Origin of the sequence: Hungatella effluvii, assembly GCF_003201875.1 — a bacterium.
GTDB lineage: Bacteria > Bacillota > Clostridia > Lachnospirales > Lachnospiraceae > Hungatella > Hungatella effluvii.
The window spans coordinates 215119-230490 of the sequence record NZ_QJKD01000010.1; the positions used below are offsets into that span (position 1 = coordinate 215119).

At 49.7% G+C, this 15372-nt stretch carries 14 protein-coding genes; 2 read left to right on the forward strand and 12 right to left on the reverse strand.

The window, feature by feature from the left end:
- Positions 1–24: 24 nt before the first annotated feature.
- The 10 genes from DFR60_RS19035 to ruvA form a co-directional block, all read right to left on the reverse strand.
- The gene (locus DFR60_RS19035) at positions 25–867 is read right to left on the reverse strand and encodes a tyrosine-type recombinase/integrase (RefSeq protein ID WP_110324315.1); all 843 of its coding nucleotides are present in this window, start codon (positions 865–867) and stop codon (positions 25–27) included.
- A gap of 229 nt (positions 868–1096) precedes the next feature.
- The gene (gene cysK / locus DFR60_RS19040) at positions 1097–2026 is read right to left on the reverse strand and encodes a cysteine synthase A (protein WP_110324316.1); all 930 of its coding nucleotides are present in this window, start codon (positions 2024–2026) and stop codon (positions 1097–1099) included.
- A gap of 267 nt (positions 2027–2293) precedes the next feature.
- On the reverse strand, positions 2294–3787 hold the full coding sequence (locus DFR60_RS19045; protein WP_110324317.1) for a carboxypeptidase M32: 1494 nt from the start codon (positions 3785–3787) through the stop codon (positions 2294–2296).
- 288 nt (positions 3788–4075) lie between these two features.
- Positions 4076–4528 (reverse strand): NUDIX hydrolase, encoded by a 453-nt coding sequence (locus tag DFR60_RS19055; protein ID WP_002603763.1) that lies wholly within the window; start codon positions 4526–4528, stop codon positions 4076–4078.
- Between the two features lie 234 nt (positions 4529–4762).
- Positions 4763–6190: a peptidoglycan D,D-transpeptidase FtsI family protein gene (locus tag DFR60_RS19060; RefSeq protein WP_110324319.1), complete on the reverse strand. Its 1428-nt coding sequence runs from the start codon at positions 6188–6190 to the stop codon at positions 4763–4765.
- Entirely contained in the window at positions 6177–7505 is a 1329-nt protein-coding gene (locus tag DFR60_RS19065) for an FtsW/RodA/SpoVE family cell cycle protein (RefSeq protein ID WP_110324320.1), read from the reverse strand. Before DFR60_RS19065 ends, DFR60_RS19060 begins: the two co-directional genes overlap by 14 nt.
- 6 nt (positions 7506–7511) lie before the next feature.
- The gene (locus tag DFR60_RS19070) at positions 7512–9758 is read right to left on the reverse strand and encodes a U32 family peptidase (protein WP_110324321.1); all 2247 of its coding nucleotides are present in this window, start codon (positions 9756–9758) and stop codon (positions 7512–7514) included.
- 237 nt (positions 9759–9995) lie between these two features.
- Positions 9996–10436 carry a cell division protein ZapA gene (locus DFR60_RS19075; protein ID WP_110324322.1) on the reverse strand — a complete coding sequence of 147 codons (441 nt, stop codon included), beginning with the start codon at positions 10434–10436 and terminating at the stop codon, positions 9996–9998.
- Between the two features lie 116 nt (positions 10437–10552).
- Positions 10553–11548 carry a Holliday junction branch migration DNA helicase RuvB gene (gene ruvB, locus DFR60_RS19080; RefSeq protein ID WP_002603758.1) on the reverse strand — a complete coding sequence of 332 codons (996 nt, stop codon included), beginning with the start codon at positions 11546–11548 and terminating at the stop codon, positions 10553–10555.
- Positions 11549–11569: 21 nt separating this feature from the next.
- Positions 11570–12178 carry a Holliday junction branch migration protein RuvA gene (ruvA, locus tag DFR60_RS19085; protein ID WP_110324323.1) on the reverse strand — a complete coding sequence of 203 codons (609 nt, stop codon included), beginning with the start codon at positions 12176–12178 and terminating at the stop codon, positions 11570–11572.
- A gap of 241 nt (positions 12179–12419) precedes the next feature.
- Between ruvA and DFR60_RS19095 the strand changes: the two genes are divergently transcribed.
- Positions 12420–13517, forward strand: coding sequence for a ribonuclease H-like domain-containing protein (locus DFR60_RS19095; protein ID WP_110324325.1), 1098 nt, complete (start codon positions 12420–12422; stop codon positions 13515–13517).
- A 34-nt stretch (positions 13518–13551) separates the two neighbouring features.
- Here the strand turns inward: DFR60_RS19095 and DFR60_RS19100 are convergent, their stop codons facing one another.
- Positions 13552–14361: a helix-turn-helix transcriptional regulator gene (locus DFR60_RS19100; protein WP_243005121.1), complete on the reverse strand. Its 810-nt coding sequence runs from the start codon at positions 14359–14361 to the stop codon at positions 13552–13554.
- A gap of 13 nt (positions 14362–14374) precedes the next feature.
- Positions 14375–14920, reverse strand: a complete 546-nt coding sequence (locus DFR60_RS19105; RefSeq protein ID WP_110324327.1) for a DUF5662 family protein — start codon at positions 14918–14920, stop codon at positions 14375–14377.
- Positions 14921–15112: 192 nt separating this feature from the next.
- Between DFR60_RS19105 and DFR60_RS19110 the strand changes: the two genes are divergently transcribed.
- Complete coding sequence (locus DFR60_RS19110) at positions 15113–15310, forward strand: cold shock domain-containing protein (RefSeq protein ID WP_002603753.1); 198 nt, start codon at positions 15113–15115, stop codon at positions 15308–15310.
- The last annotated feature ends 62 nt before the right edge of the window (positions 15311–15372 follow it).

A 15372-nucleotide genomic window follows, 5' to 3' on the forward strand; every position in this document is an offset into this window, starting at 1 on the left:
TAATATTTATTATGTTGTATGCCCTCAAACCACCAGCCGCAGCCGTTCCAGCTGCCTCCGGTGTTCCTCTCCAGTAGAAATCATATAGATTCTTGTTGTATTGATACTGCTGTGCCCCAACACATCTGCGAGTTTCGCAATATCCTTATCAATTTCGTAAAAGCTTCTGGCAAACAGGTGACGGAGATTATGCGGAAATATTTTATCGGCCAGAACCCCGGCTTCTTTCGCCAGACCTTTCATTTTGCGCCAGATATTGCTTCTGTCCATGGTATTGCCGGTCTTCGTGATAAACACCTCCCCTTTTTCGATTCCATTTTTCTGTATGTAAAGAAGCAGTTTTTTTCTCAGATTTCCCGGTATCATGATCCTTCTGTTTTTTCCTTTGCAGCACACCTCTGCATATCCCAGCCTGACAGCCTTTACCGTCACAAAACACAGCTCGCTCACTCGAATTCCCGTACAGCAGATCGTCTGCAGGATCATCTCCAGCCTGATATTGCCGGTCCTTCTCGCTGCTTTTACCAGGCGGACATACTCCTGTCTCGTCAGTTCTTTTTCCTCCAGGCAAAAGGCCTGCTGCTGTATTTTTAACTGCTTAACAAGAAATTCCGGATGATCCAGCCAACGAAAGAAACTGTTTAACGACGCAAGCATGGTGTTCACACTTCTTGCGCTGTATTTTTTTTGCAGGGACTCCTTGTAACTGATAATCCGCTCCTTTGTCACCGGATTTTTCCCTATATAGTTTAAAAAGCATCCGATGTCATGAATATACTTTTTAATCGTTATTTTACTTTTCTCTTCCATAATTAAATATTTTTTAAACTCTTCAACTTCTGTTCTTTTAATCTTAAGTCCATTCATTCCTTCTACCTCTTTCCCCATTCGTATTGCTGCATACTCATACATTTCACTTCGCCGCAATTAAGTTTAACACACCCCATAGCTTCATGCATAAAAATGCCCCATCAGCCGTATACGAACAAGCCGATGAGGTATCGTAAACCATCTATATTACCCAAAAAGCACTTTAATGATACGAAAAAACCGCAGGAACCAATCACATTCCTGCGGCGAACTTTTTCTATATACATCAGGAGAACAACGGCGTAGAAAAATACCGATCTCCCGTATCGGGAAGCAGAACAACGATTCTCTTCCCTTCATTTTCCGGTCTTCCGGCCAGTTCCTTTGCAGCCCATACCGCTGCCGAGGATGAAATACCAACCAGAATTCCTTCATTCTGAGCAATCTCACGACCGGTCATATAGGCATCTTCATCCTTCACACGAATGATCTCATCATAAATATCCTGGTTCAGGATCGTTGGAATGAATCCGGCGCCAATCCCCTGAAGTCCGTGAGGACCAGGATTTCCGCCGGAAAGAATAGGAGATCCCTCCGGTTCTACCGCAACGATTTTTACGTCTGGATTCTGGCTCTTTAAATATTCGCCGGTTCCGGTAATCGTTCCGCCGGTTCCGACTCCTGCTACAAAAATATCCACAGTGCCATCGGTATCTCTCCAGATCTCAGGACCGGTCGTCTCCTTATGGGCCTTCACGTTAGCCGGATTATCAAACTGACCCATGATAACGGATCCGGGTATCTCGTCTCTCAGCTCTTCTGCCTTCGCGATCGCTCCCTTCATCCCCTTCTTGCCATCGGTCAGTACAATCTCCGCACCGTAGGCCTTCAGTAAATTCCGGCGCTCCACGCTCATGGTTTCCGGCATGGTGAGAACTGCACGGTATCCCTTCATTGCCGCGATGCTGGCAATGCCAATGCCGGTATTACCGGAAGTCGGTTCGATAATGGTTGCGCCCGGTTTCAAGGTTCCCGCCGCTTCCGCGTCAAGAATCATAAACAGCGCTGCACGGTCCTTCACGCTGCCTGCCGGATTTAAATACTCCAGCTTTGCGATGACGGACGCCTTCAGCTGATGCTTCTTCTCATAATTAGTCAGCTCCACCAGCGGGGTGCTGCCAATCAGTTCCATTGCACTCTTTCTGATATTTTCCATAATCATCCTCTTTTCTAATTCATAGTGTTCTTATATGAATTCTTTTTACTGATTTTAGTCTTGTTACTGCCATTTGTCAACTGTTTTTTTGTGATTATGGAAAATATTGCAACAGTTCAGAGGCACATCTTCTTGACCGAAAAAACCGGTCAAGAAGCATCGGATATTCATCCGATGTGAAAATTGGCGCATAAAGCCGCTTACAAGCAAGTTTGACGCTGCTTCCTGCTCCAATTTTCCCGCCGTCTGAACTGTTACAAAATATTTCTATAAATCGTATAAGCGGCTGTATTTTTCCTTCAGATACTGAATGTAATACTTCGGGTTGAAATCTTCTCCTGTCGTATCCTTCAGAATCTCTCTGCTGGTCTTCAGCTTGCCGAAACGATGGACGTTTTCCCGTAAATATTCACGGATTACTCCGATCTCCCCTCTCTCCAGAAGGCCCTCAAAGTCCATCTCTTTCTTCATATGGTAATACAGCTGTGCCCCAAACGCACTGCCCAGCGCATAGGATGGGAAGTAGCCAAAGGAGCCCTGGGACCAGTGAATATCCTGCAGCACGCCTTCGGAGGCATTTTCAGGACGAATTCCTAAGTACTCCTCGTATTTGTCCGCCCAGATCTCCGGAAGCTTCTTTAAATCCAGGTCTTCCTCGATGATCATCTTCTCGATCTCATACCGGATCAGAACGTGAAGGCTGTATGTCAGCTCATCCGCCTCCGTACGAATCAGGCCCGGTTCTGCCTTATTGATGGCTTCCACAAACTGTTCCCTGCTGACTCCCTTTAACTGCTCCGGGAAAATGGACTGGAGCTTCTCATAAAGCGGTACCCAGAAGGCGGCGTTGCGGCCGATAATATTTTCGAAGAATCTGGACTGGGATTCATGCATTCCCATGGAAGCGCCCTGGCCCACCAGTGTCTGTGTCAGGTCGTCGCCGATACCGAGTTCATAGATTCCGTGGCCCGCCTCGTGGATCACGGAGAATAGGGAGCTGTCCACATGGTCGCTGTAATGGGTCGTAATTCTTACGTCATGATTGTGCAAATTCGTCGTAAATGGATGGGCACTGACCGCCAGCACACCCTTATTAAAATCAAAGCCCACGTACTCTGCCAGAAATTCCGCCAGCTCTCTCTGTTTCTCTTCCGGATAATCTCCTGTCAGGAAGGCGTTTTCAATCTTCTTTCCACGTTCCTTGATCTCACGGATCAGGGGAACGATGGCCTCCTTCAGCTCATCAAAGAACTGATCCAGCAGTTCCATATTAAAGCCCTTTTCGTAGAGATCCAGCATGGAATCGTAGAGTTTTACGCCATCCTTTGCGCGGTAGGAGGCAAATTTCTTCTGGTAGTCCACTACCTTTTTCAGAGTGGGAACAAATTTGTCGAAATCATTCTCCTTCTTCGCCTTAGACCACACTCTCGTAGCCTCCGATACCAGCTGTGCGTTATCGCGGTACTCCTCCGCCGGGATGCAGACAAGCTGTTCTCTCGTCTCCTTCGCCTCTTTCACAATGGCTTTCTCCACATCTGTGAGGCCCTCTTCCTTCTCACACGCTTCGATGGCTTCCTTCATCTCGTCGCCTGCCACCATGTTGTAATACTCTTCAGATAAAGCTCCGATCACTCTGGCCGTATGGGCTCCGGCTTCCTCGGGTGCCAGCGTCTCATTATCCCACTCAAACAAAATCAGAGCGGTCTGTAACGCCATTGTCTTTTCCAGTACTTTTTCCAGTCTTTCATATGCTTTGCTCATGATGCCTTATCTCCTTGCTTCTTTATTCATATTCTGTCAAACATGTATTCAGTATACCTCTTCTGCCATATCCTGTAAAGTATGGAAATCCGGCCCACAAGGCATGCTGCAAACGGTAAGAGACAGTCTTACCAAACAGTATATACGAAAACTCAGAAATTACTACTATCCGTCTGCCGATGTCTCCGCCAGCAAACGCTAAAAAACGAAAAATGCAGGAAACCGGTATCTCCGGCATTCCTGCATCCACTTTTTCGTGTGATCCGTGTATATCCACGATTCCATGCATCAAAAATACTTCTTATTCCCCCATAAGTTGCTCTTTTTTAAATCCAGATATTCATTATAGGCTTTTTCCAAAATCTGCTTCTCGTTGGAAAACTTCAGTAAATGATACGCTTCGTGGAACTTATAATACCCGGAATCGATAAAATACTCTTCCCGTTGTGGTTTGCTGTAATAGCTGTCCGCCATCATCAGATACCAGTGAACATCCTTCTCCACCATATCCTGCGGCGTGTTAAAGGAGTACTGGCTCTTTCCGATATACTTAATAATCGACGCACTGACTCCCGTCTCTTCCTTCACTTCACGAAGGGCCGTCTCCTTATATTCTTCTCCCGCTTCTACAGTTCCTTTTGGCAAAACCCAACCTTCATATTTGTTCTTATAATTCTTATATAAAACCAGAATTTTACCTCGAAAAATAACCACACCGCCACAGCTCGTTGCCTCTATCATTGCAATTCCTCCAGACTGAAACCTTGCATCCCTGTCCGGGATTCCGGTTTTGGTGTGTCTCACAGACTGGGTATAGTATACCTCTTTTTAAACTTATATGCAAGAGTGTTCTTGTCATGTTCCGTTTCACGATCCGCCTGGAGTTTTCGGTGCCCGGCCTCTGCTTCCCCGGGCGGACCGGGAAGCAGAGGCCGGGCACCGAAAACTCCAGGCGGATTGTGAAACGGAACCCTGTCATCTTGAAAAGTAGGTATCAAACAGCGATCTGGCTATTGGCGCGGCCGTTTTTCCGCCGGAACCGCCTTCCTCCACGATCACGCTTACCACCAGCTTCGGATGCTCCGCCGGGGCAAATCCGATAAACCATGCGTGAGTCTCCTTGTCCTTGTCAAATTCTGCCGATCCCGTCTTCCCCGCCACCGTATAGGCATCCGTACGCACCGCAGAACCGGTTCCTTCCGTTACAACGGCCCGCATAAGCTCTGTTAAGCTGGCCGACTCCTCCGCGGTCATGAGATTGCCGTATGACTGGGGCATAAATTTTTTAATGACATCACCGCCCACATTTTCCACGTGGTCGATGAGGTACGGCTTCATCAGAGTGCCGCCGTTTGCGATGGCTGCCGCGATCATGCCGCCATGTATGGGTGTCATCTGGGTCTGCCCCTGTCCGATGGAGGTCTGAAGAATCTGCCACGTATCGCCTTCCGGCGTCAGCGTAAAGGCGCTCTGACTGTATGGAATGGCGATGGGAAGAGGCGTATCGAACAGAAGCTGATCCGCCGTGGTCTTAAGCCTTCCTAAATCCAGCGTCAGGGCGAGATTCGCAAAAGCGCCGTTGCAGGAATTTGCAAAAGCCCTGACAAAGTCCTGACTGCCGTGCGCCGTCTCATGGTAACATTTTATCGTGTAATCCTCATAGTGAAAAAAACCGCTGCAGTCGAACCGATAATCCCTGAAATTCTCCGGATTCTCCCTTATATACTCCAATGCCGTCACGATCTTGAACGTCGAGCCCGGCGGATAGAGCCCCTGGGTTGCACGGTTTAACAGCTGTCCCTCGCTGTTGTCGCCTGCCACGAGAGCATCCCAGTCCGAAGCCAGCGTATTGGGATTGTAGTCCGGTTTTGAGGCCATGGCGAGTATCTTCCCAGTGTCCGGTTCTATAGCGACCACCGCCCCTTTACGGCTGCCCAGAGCGTCATACGCCGCCCTCTGGAGGTCTACATCGAGAGTCGTGACCACATTGTCCCCAAGATTTTTAACGGACGACAGCTCATTGATCACCTGCTCTGCCAGATTCACGTGGCTGGTCAGCAGATAAAAATTACCCAGGGACTCCAGGCCGGTCTTTCCCTTGGTGGAATACCCAACCACATGGGAGAACATGGAATCATAGGGATAATACCTCGTCTCGCCGCCGTTCTCGTCCACATTTGTTTGAGCCAGAACTCTTCCGTCACTGCTTAAGATTTCTCCCCTTACCACCCGGTCCGAAAAGCTGTCGAGCCGGGCGTTGTAGGAATTGTTAATCACATTTTCACTTTTGATCTGAAGAAAAAAGGCAAAATACAGGACCAGTCCTGCGAAAAGCGCCGCCACCGCATAGGTAATCATCAGAATATGGCGGTTTGCCTTGGGATTCGGGTCAGCCTTTTTCATATTGTTTCTCTTCCTCTTCATTCTGTTTTAAAATATACAGCCCCTGCATGACTCCGAACAGAATAAACGTGCTGAACACAGAGCTTCCGCCGTAACTCATCAGGGGTAGGGTCACTCCGGTAGAGGGAATGAACTTCGTCACGCCTCCCACGGTTAAAAATACCTGGACGATATAGACCGTTCCCAGGCCAAAGGCAATCAGTTTGTAAAACACCGCTTTCATGCGGCTGGCTATCATCATAAACTGCAGGAAGCATCCGAAGCAGATGAACAGAACACACAGGGCAAAGATTCCTCCCAGTTCCTCTGAAACGGCGGAAAATACAAAGTCCTTTTCCACCACCGGTATCTTCCCAGGCATTCCCTGGCAGAGTCCCATGCCAAACCAGCCGCCCGTTCCGATGGCGAAAAGAGACTGGGTAATTTGATATCCCTTATTTTCAATATCCGACCATGGATTTCTCCAGGCAAGCACCCTCGCCCTGACATGATCGAAGAGCTGATAGGCCAACACCGAAGCCGCGGTCCCCGCACCTGCTCCGCCCAGAAGATACACCCATTTCCCCGTAGCCACAAACAGCATCAGCACGTAGGTTACGAAGAAAATCAACGCACTGCCCAAATCCTTGGAAGCCACCAGAATCAGCACATGAAGGGCGGCCACCAGCGTAGTCATGCACACCGTCTTAAACTTCGTGGAACGGTAAAACATGGTCGCCACGAAGAAGACGAAGCTGATTTTTACGAATTCAGACGGCTGGAAGGTAAAGTCTCCGATTCCGATGGAAAGCTGAGCTCCATAGCTGCTAATCCCGGTAATCAGCACGACGCCGAGCAGAATCAGTCCCAGGATCCCATAGACCCACGGAATCTTCGACAGCTGCCATACCCGGTCCATAATAAACGGTATAATCCAGGTAATAACCGCGGCCGCCAGCACGATCACGAACTGTTTCAGCGCCCGGTCAAAGGACAGCCGCGTCAGAATGATAAAGCCCACACTGAGCAGCATACACATGTTGTTGACCAGAAGCCGCGAAACATTGCGGTAGAACAGGCGGTAAACGTAAATGTAGCACAGAAAAAATATCACCTGCGCCGCATAAAACGCGAGGATGCGCTCATCTTCCGTTTTCAGCCACAGAATCCCGTATGCCAGAAAATGAATCAGAAACATGCACCGGTTCTGACGTCCGCATATCTTCTTTTGTTTTCCTTCGTCCCGGAAAGAAAAATACCGGAAATTCAACCAGGTATACACCGCAATCAGCAGTATCATCAAATACCTGGAAACATCGACAATCAGATTCACCATAGGCTCCTACTCCACACCGCGTTTAAAATGTCCTCTTGTAAAGTCTCCAAAGGGCTGTTCCACCCGTTTTCCCGACAGCAGGCTGTCTGTAAAGCACCGGATCACCGCCGCCGTCTCCTCAAGTGTCTCAACGGTAAACTGAAGTCTTACCGCCGCCGGAGCCAGTGCCCTGATCTGTTTCTCCATTCCCAGGAGGGATACCGGCGCTGCATTATAGATCGTGTTATAGCAGAACGCACAGTGATTCTTCACAGGAAATTCCTTGCCCATACGGTCTTTCAGCATAAGAAGCCCCGGCTTTTTATCACACTTCTCCGTTCCCTGATGAATACACTGCGCCGTCACCATCATGGGCAGGCGGCCATATGCAATCAACTCGCCAGGTTTGGAGAGCCGGGAAAGCTCTCTCTCGTTTAATTCTACAGGCCAGGTCAGCTCTGCGGCACCCATCTTCATAAGAAAGGATTCCGCTCTGTCGTTCATTCCATACATCCCATAGTCGAAAACCCAGGGAATTTCCGGGCCATGTTCCTTCAAATATCCGATCTCCTCCATGGAGCGGATCAACACTCCGTCGAATCCGGCTTCGCAAAAAGCCTTCTGACTGCGTTCGAAATACCGTTTTGCCTCGGTCCGGAAGATATGGGGCATCGTCAGCATACACTCTTTTCCCGCGTCGTGACAGGCCGAGACCGTCGTTTTCCAAAGCTCCGGCCCGAATTCAGCCGCGTCCACATAGACACGCTTCACGTGAGGATTATCGAGAACTGCCCGGAGACAGTCCGGGCGCTCGAGGGAAACGAAAATACGCGCCAAACCGTTTTCTCTGCGATTGGCGGTCTCCACCGTATCGCGATTCTCTTCATCCGCCGTTTCCACCGTCTGCAGTACCGTTTGCTGCATCATCTGCGGCATCGTTTGCTGCATCATCTGCGGCGCCTCGCGGCGGTACTGCTTAAGCACTGCGTCTTCCAGTGCTTCCACCCCTCTTCTTCGCAGATCATTTAAAGACTGCACCGGAAGAAAGACTTCCCCGGCAAGCTCTACGGTAAGCGTTTCAAAGTAAAATGGAGTATTCCCGGTCTTTTCCAGCTGCTTTCTGATCCTGGCCTCGTCCATTGGCTGTTTTAACGCCTCCAGAACGAGATCACCGGACACAGACACACGGCAGTCTCCGCAGGAAAGCTCCAGCAATGCGGGCTTTCCCGTCTCCAGAACAACCGTTCCCCGGATCGGCTCCTGCAGCTGCTTTTCCACAAAATTCTTATCCAGATAATCGAACAGCTCCTGGTTGCCTTCGCGGAAGGACGGTTTTTCCTTCCATACCACCATATCTTTTCCATTATGGCGGCGGTAGTATCCGTCCGTCTGTCCCCCGCGGTCAAACAGCTCCTGAAGGCGCTTTCTGTCCTTTTCATCCACCCGGTAACCGGCCCGTCCCCGTTCCAGATAAAGGTCCGTATAGCGCCGGTAGATTTCCACCACTCCGGCCGTGTAGCGAGGACTCTTCATCCGGCCTTCAATCTTCATGGAGTAGATTCCCGCTTCTATCATATCGGGAATGAGATCCAGGGTGCATAAATCCTTTAAACTCAGCACATACCGGCTGTCCTTCCCATTCAGAGTCTTCCCGTCCCGTTTCACGTCGTAAGGCAGGCGGCAGGTCTGGGCGCACCTTCCCCGGTTTCCGCTACGTCCGCCGATCAGGCTGCTGAACAGACACTGCCCCGAATAGCAGTAGCAAAGCGCCCCATGGACAAAGCTCTCTATCTCCACATCCACCTCCCTGTGAATGCTCGCAATCTCCTCCAGAGACAGTTCCCTGGCAGTCACCACACGCTCCGCGCCCAGTTCCTTCAGGATGCGTGCTCCGTACACTCCAGTCATGGTCATCTGCGTGCTGGCGTGGATCGGCAGATCCGGGAATCGCTCTCGGATCAGTGCAAACGCCCCCATATCCTGAACGATAACCGCATCAACTCCCCGCATATAATAAGGCTCCAGAAACGCATATAAATCTGCCAGCTCCGTTTCCTTCATGAGCGTGTTCACGGTCATGTACAGTCTGCATCCATGGAGATGGGCATAATCAATCGCCTCTAAAAGACGGTCTTCTTCCGGATTTTCCGCGTAAGCGCGGGCTCCAAACCTGCTGCCGCCGATATAGACCGCGTCGGCCCCTGCCGCCACTGCTGCCTTCATACTTTCCAATGACCCCGCCGGAGCGAGAATCTCTACTCTTTTCTGTTTCACGTAATCCTCCCTGCTAAACTTTGAGTACTCTCGGAAACTCCTTGTGCTCAGATTTGTGAGATGATTTTTCGTCAGATGTGCACAAATTTACGAGGCGTACACGGCGTGTACGTTGAATAAATTTGTGTGCATATGGCGGAAAAGCAGCCACAAAGATGGGCGCAGGGGAGTTTCCGAGAGTGCTCACTTTTTTAATAGTAAGGGGATGTCTCCCTGCTCATGAGACATCCCCCGATTTTATTCCTTATTCTCACTGCCTGTCCTGACTGTGCCGCCGGTCTGGCCTGCGTTCTTCTTACTCTCCGAAGCACTCCCGGCAGATGCCGCCTGTCTGGAAGTTCTGCCCGCAGCCAGCTCCTTATTCGCGGCCTCCAGCTTCATCTGGGTCGTCACCAGCTCATGCTTCAGGCTGTAGACTTCCTTTTCCATCTCATGCTTAAGCCGCTCCAGCTGCGCGATCTGCTCTCTCGCCTTGAAGTAATCGTCCGCCATATTCAGTTCTACCATGGCGGTCTGGTACTCTGCACTCTGCTTCGTAAAACCTTCCTGCCTCTTAAGCGTTGTGATCATCTCATTGATATAGCTGGCCACACGCTGCATGTAGCCCTCATCCTCGGTGCCTCCCAGAGTATATATTCTTCCATCTATTAAAACCTCGGTATAGTGCTTGGTATCCATGTCATGCTCTCCTGTTATCTTTTGCTGTATCGCTTTCTTATCATAATATACCATATTTTACACGGATGTCAAAGTGTTTTCCTGCACTGAGTTTTTACATTTCCTCCTGTTCGCAGCTATTCCAGAGCAAGTCCCAGATGGTGATACGCCCGCTCCGTCGCCACACGGCCGCGGGGCGTTCGGTTGATAAACCCGTTCATCAGCAGATAGGGCTCGTACACATCCTCCAAAGTCCCTGCATCCTCGCCGAGAGAAGCCGCCAGCGTCTCAAGCCCCACAGGTCCTCCCGAAAATTTCTCTATCATTGTGATTAGGATGGCTCTGTCATTGTTATCCAGTCCAAACTTATCCACATCCAGAATATCCAGTGCGAAATCTGCTACCTCTTTCGTGATCACGCCGTTGTACTTCACCTGGGCAAAATCACGAACCCGCTTTAACAGACGGTTCGCCAACCGCGGCGTACCTCTGGAGCGCTTGGCGATCTCCGCGGCGCCTTCCGGCTCAATCTCCACCTCTAATACCTTAGCCGAGTGGCAGACGATAATCTCCAGCTCCTCCGGCGTATAAAATTCCATCTTCTGTACCACGCCGAACCTGTCCCGCAGCGGAGCCGTTAAGAGTCCCGCCCTGGTGGTTGCACCAACCAGAGTAAACCTGGGTAAATCCAGGCGGATCGAACGCGCTGCGGAATCCTTGCCCAGCATGATGTCGATTGCGTAATCCTCCATGGCTGGATACAGGACTTCCTCCACCTGACGGTTAAGCCGGTGAATCTCATCCACAAACAGGACATCGCCTTCCTGAAGGTTATTCAATATGGCCGCCATCTCCCCCGGCTTCTCAATCGCGGGGCCGCTGGTCACTTTCATGTTCACACCCATCTCATTGGCAATGATCCCGGATAAGGTTGTCTTCCCCAGTCCCGGCGGACCGTAAAACAGCACATGGTCAAGGGATTCTCCCCTGGCCTTCGCCGCGTCGATATACACCTTTAAGTTGGCCTTCAGCTTCTCCTGACCAATATAATCGTTCAGACTCTGCGGACGGAGGTTGGGCTCGATCCGTTTATCTTCTTCCGTAACTTCTGTCGTTATGATTCTTCGTTCCATCTTCTCATCTACCTGCTGTTTTTATAGGAATGCCAGATGCTTCAGCGACGCCTTAAGGACATCCTCGGAGGTCATATCCTCTGTCACTTCCACCTTGCCTACCGCGCGGTTCGCCTCAGTCTGGGAGTATCCCAGCGCGACCAGCGCTTCGATCGCCTCTTTGGCCACACCTCCGGCTGATATCTCGGGGCCTTCCGCCGGCGCAAACTGTGCAGGCAGAACATCCGCCATATCAATCTTGTCCTTCAAATCCAGAATTACCCGCTGGGCTGTCTTCACTCCGATCCCCGGTGCCCTGGAAATTGCCTTCGCGTCGCCGGAAATAATAGCGACCCTCAAATCATCAGGCGTCATGGCCGACAGGACGCCCAGCGCCCCCTTCGGTCCAATCCCGCTGACGCTGATCAGCTGCTTAAACATCCGTAAGTCCTGCCGGTTTAAGAAACCATAAAGGCACATCCCGTCTTCCCTCACTTGAAAATATGTATACAAAATCGTCTCCATACCAATACCCGGCAAGCGGTCCAGTACGGATAACGGTACATGGATTTCCAGACCGATGTATCCCGCTTCAATAATCACGGTGTCTTCAAAGATATCGACCAGAGGTCCCTTTACATAAGAAATCACGCGCTCAGTCTCCTTTTTTTCTTCTCTGCTTTGCCTTTTATCATATCATACCGTGTATTCATATGCAAGCAGTTAATCGAACAAATATTCTGTTTTCCCGCCCGGAGGTTACCGTCCACAGCCTGGAAGAAATCCATTTTTCCGGAAAATCCACACTTAAAAAGACCGGATTTAAGTCTTTCCTGAATTTTTTCTTTATGATATAATGACTCCATAAAAACGGATTTCAGGAGACATCACGATGATTACCATACACGAAACACCGCTTTTCCCTGAGACATACCCTTTGGACCGTCTCGGGAAGCGGGAAGACCTTTTATTTTTTGATATAGAAACGACCGGATTTTCCGGAGAATATTCCAACCTGTATTTAGTCGGATGCGTCTATTACGAGGGCGGCCGGTGGAACCTGGTTCAGTGGTTTGCCGACACCGTGTCTGCCGAGAAAGAGGTGCTTATAACCTTCTTCGAATTTCTGAAACGTTTCCCTATCGTCGTTCATTTTAACGGGGACGGCTTCGATATTCCTTATCTTTTAAAGCGCTGCCGTGCCTACGACCTGCCTTACGATTTTTCCGGAGTGACGAGTCTGGATATCTATAAAAAAATCCGCCCTTACCGGAACCTGCTTGGCCTGGAGAGCATGAAACAGAAAGCCATCGAACAGTTTCTCGGCGTCGAGCGGGAAGATATCTACTCCGGCGGCCAGCTGATTGAAGTATATAAGGATTATTTATTTTCGCACGAACAGGTGCTTTTGGACATGCTTCTCTTACATAATGCCGATGATCTCCGGGGGATGCCTGGCATACTGCCGATACTCAATTATCCGGACTATCTGGAGCACAGCTTCACGCTGGTAGATCAGGAGCTTCTGACACGGAACGATCTCTTCGGCCGGGAATATCACGCCCTCAAACTAATTTACCAAAGCGACTATACCGTGCCGGTTCCATTTTCCCGTTCCTCCTCCGTGGCCGATCTCGAAGCGAAGGGCGGGCAGCTCACCGCCTCTGTCGATCTGTATGAGGGGGAGCTTAAATATTTTTATCCTGATTACAAAAATTACTACTACCTGATCTATGAGGACCGGGCGATCCATAAGAGCGTCGCCGAATACGTGGACAGGGAAGCCCGCATCAAGGCAACGGCAAAGACCTGCTATACACGCCGTGACGGCAGTTATCTGCCCCAGTTTGCTCCCATCTTTGAGCCGGTTCTTCAAAAGGAGTATAAGGACCGGATCACATACTTTCCATATGATGACAGGCAGTTTGCGGAACAGGAACGAAACGGCGGTTACGTCCGCCATTTGCTGGATTACCTGTGCAGTAAATAGAGGAGAGGCAGGAAGCAGACGAGAGAGCGTTCGCTCAAACGCCCCCCTGCATCTTTCTGAATGCGCGCGGAGATACGCCTTTCGCCTTTCTGAACGCGTCTCCAAAATAGTTTCCGTCTCCAAATCCGCACCGGTCCGCAATCTCTGTGACAGAGCAGCCGGAATTGAGAAGGAGTCTCGACGCCTCCCGGATTCTGATATTGGTCAGATATTCTTTATACCCAAAACCTGTGACCGCCTTAAACTTCCGTGAGAAATAGGCGGGACTCATGTGGCTTAATTCTGCCACCTCCTCCAGGGTAATAGGATTCTGATAATGATCGTAGATATATTTGGCAGCTTCCTCGATAGTCTCTTCTCCCAGTTCCAGCCGGCCATGATCCGCCTCAGCCTCCTGACAGCGGGACAGTGACACCAGAAGTTCGTAAAAACACCCTTTCTTCATGAGCGGTGAAAATCCATCCTGTCCTGTCTCCTCGTATTCGATCCGGCTGATCAGTTCTTCCACCCTGCTTCGGTTTCCATTGGGAACGGTAACCTTCGAGTTGCGGAAAATATATCCCACATTCTCTTTCCCGCACAGTTCCTTCATACTGTCGAGATATTCCCCATCAAAGCTGATAGTAACCCTTTCATTAACCGGACTCGAATGGTATGTGGTCCGGTGTATCTCCCCCGGCTTTAAGAAGATAATATCTCCCGGCTCAACGTAATACAGCGTGTGGTTGATAAAGATCTTGCAGTGTCCCGAATAGAGATAATAAAACTCGTAATGCGTATGCCAGTGGCTTTCCGCCATGTGAAACTCGTAAGACCGCTTTGTGCGGCTGATGTTGCATTTCATAGCTTTCCCCCAATCAATAATCACCATTTTTCAGCAGGGCCTTCATATAGGCGAAGGTCCGATCTTCTCCATGTTCCTTCAGCATCAGAAGGAGTTCCTCCAGCAGCTTAGCCGTCTCCGGCGCTATAACCATATACTTCTTCGCATGGCTGTAGTACTCCCAGGGGGATGCATCCGTGTAGTCCTTCCCCTTATATGTTTTGGAAGCCGCGATCCGGTCCATCATCATCTCGATGACGTACTTAAGCGGCATCTTATGGCCAGCCAGTCCCTTCGACATATCCGTCGTAAAGTCGATCCAGTATTCGTAATGATGTTTATTCCTCCCCTTGTGGTGAAGCCACGCCTTCGAAAAGCCCTTCTCCTCCCTTTCTGCAGCGTTGGGACTCCTCGTCCCCTGATAATAAATCACCCCTGGAATAAACTCTTCCAGACCGTATTTCGACAGATCATGAAGGAGTCCCTGTTTATAAAGCCCTACCCGGAAACAATTCTTCATGACTCTGAATTTATGCACCGTTATCGTATGAAAATGTCCCCAAAGATTATGTAACGTCATAGCCGCCTCCATCTGTTCTTAAAAGCGCAGAATACGCTTCAAATCGTTCCCATTTTACCACACTTTTCCCACTCAGTGCCACTATAATTTTCTTTCTTGACACCTTTCCCAAACTATGCTATTCTTAGGGAAGTTGCAGAGATGCTGCAGCTCAATATACTATAATTTTTTATTCATTTTGGAGGTATCACAATGAAAGGTACAGTTAAGTGGTTTAACAACCAAAAAGGTTACGGATTTATTTCCGACGAGCAGGGTAACGACGTATTCGTGCACTACTCAGGTCTGAACATGGATGGCTTCAAATCTTTAGACGAAGGCGCCAGCGTAGAATTCGACGTAGTCGATGGCGCTAAGGGACCTCAGGCAGTAAACGTTACCAAATTTTAATCATTGACTTAACGATGTACCTTTTTCAAAATGTGACCGCCACTGCGAATTTCCCATGCGTG

Bases quoted from the DNA above. Each gene is read 5' to 3' on its own strand.
- DFR60_RS19065 (WP_110324320.1), bottom strand. From the start codon at position 7,505: ATGGTGAATCTGATTGTCGATGTTTCCAGGTATTTGATGATACTGCTG.
- DFR60_RS19100 (WP_243005121.1), bottom strand. From the start codon at position 14,361: ATGAAATGCAACATCAGCCGCACAAAGCGGTCTTACGAGTTTCACATG.
- DFR60_RS19055 (WP_002603763.1), bottom strand. From the start codon at position 4,528: ATGATAGAGGCAACGAGCTGTGGCGGTGTGGTTATTTTTCGAGGTAAA.
- cysK (WP_110324316.1), bottom strand. From the start codon at position 2,026: ATGGAAAATATCAGAAAGAGTGCAATGGAACTGATTGGCAGCACCCCG.
- DFR60_RS19110 (WP_002603753.1), top strand. From the start codon at position 15,113: ATGAAAGGTACAGTTAAGTGGTTTAACAACCAAAAAGGTTACGGATTT.
- DFR60_RS19075 (WP_110324322.1), bottom strand. From the start codon at position 10,436: ATGGATACCAAGCACTATACCGAGGTTTTAATAGATGGAAGAATATAT.
- DFR60_RS19035 (WP_110324315.1), bottom strand. From the start codon at position 867: ATGAATGGACTTAAGATTAAAAGAACAGAAGTTGAAGAGTTTAAAAAA.
- DFR60_RS19095 (WP_110324325.1), top strand. From the start codon at position 12,420: ATGATTACCATACACGAAACACCGCTTTTCCCTGAGACATACCCTTTG.
- ruvB (WP_002603758.1), bottom strand. From the start codon at position 11,548: ATGGAACGAAGAATCATAACGACAGAAGTTACGGAAGAAGATAAACGG.
- DFR60_RS19105 (WP_110324327.1), bottom strand. From the start codon at position 14,920: ATGACGTTACATAATCTTTGGGGACATTTTCATACGATAACGGTGCAT.
- DFR60_RS19060 (WP_110324319.1), bottom strand. From the start codon at position 6,190: ATGAAAAAGGCTGACCCGAATCCCAAGGCAAACCGCCATATTCTGATG.
- DFR60_RS19045 (WP_110324317.1), bottom strand. From the start codon at position 3,787: ATGAGCAAAGCATATGAAAGACTGGAAAAAGTACTGGAAAAGACAATG.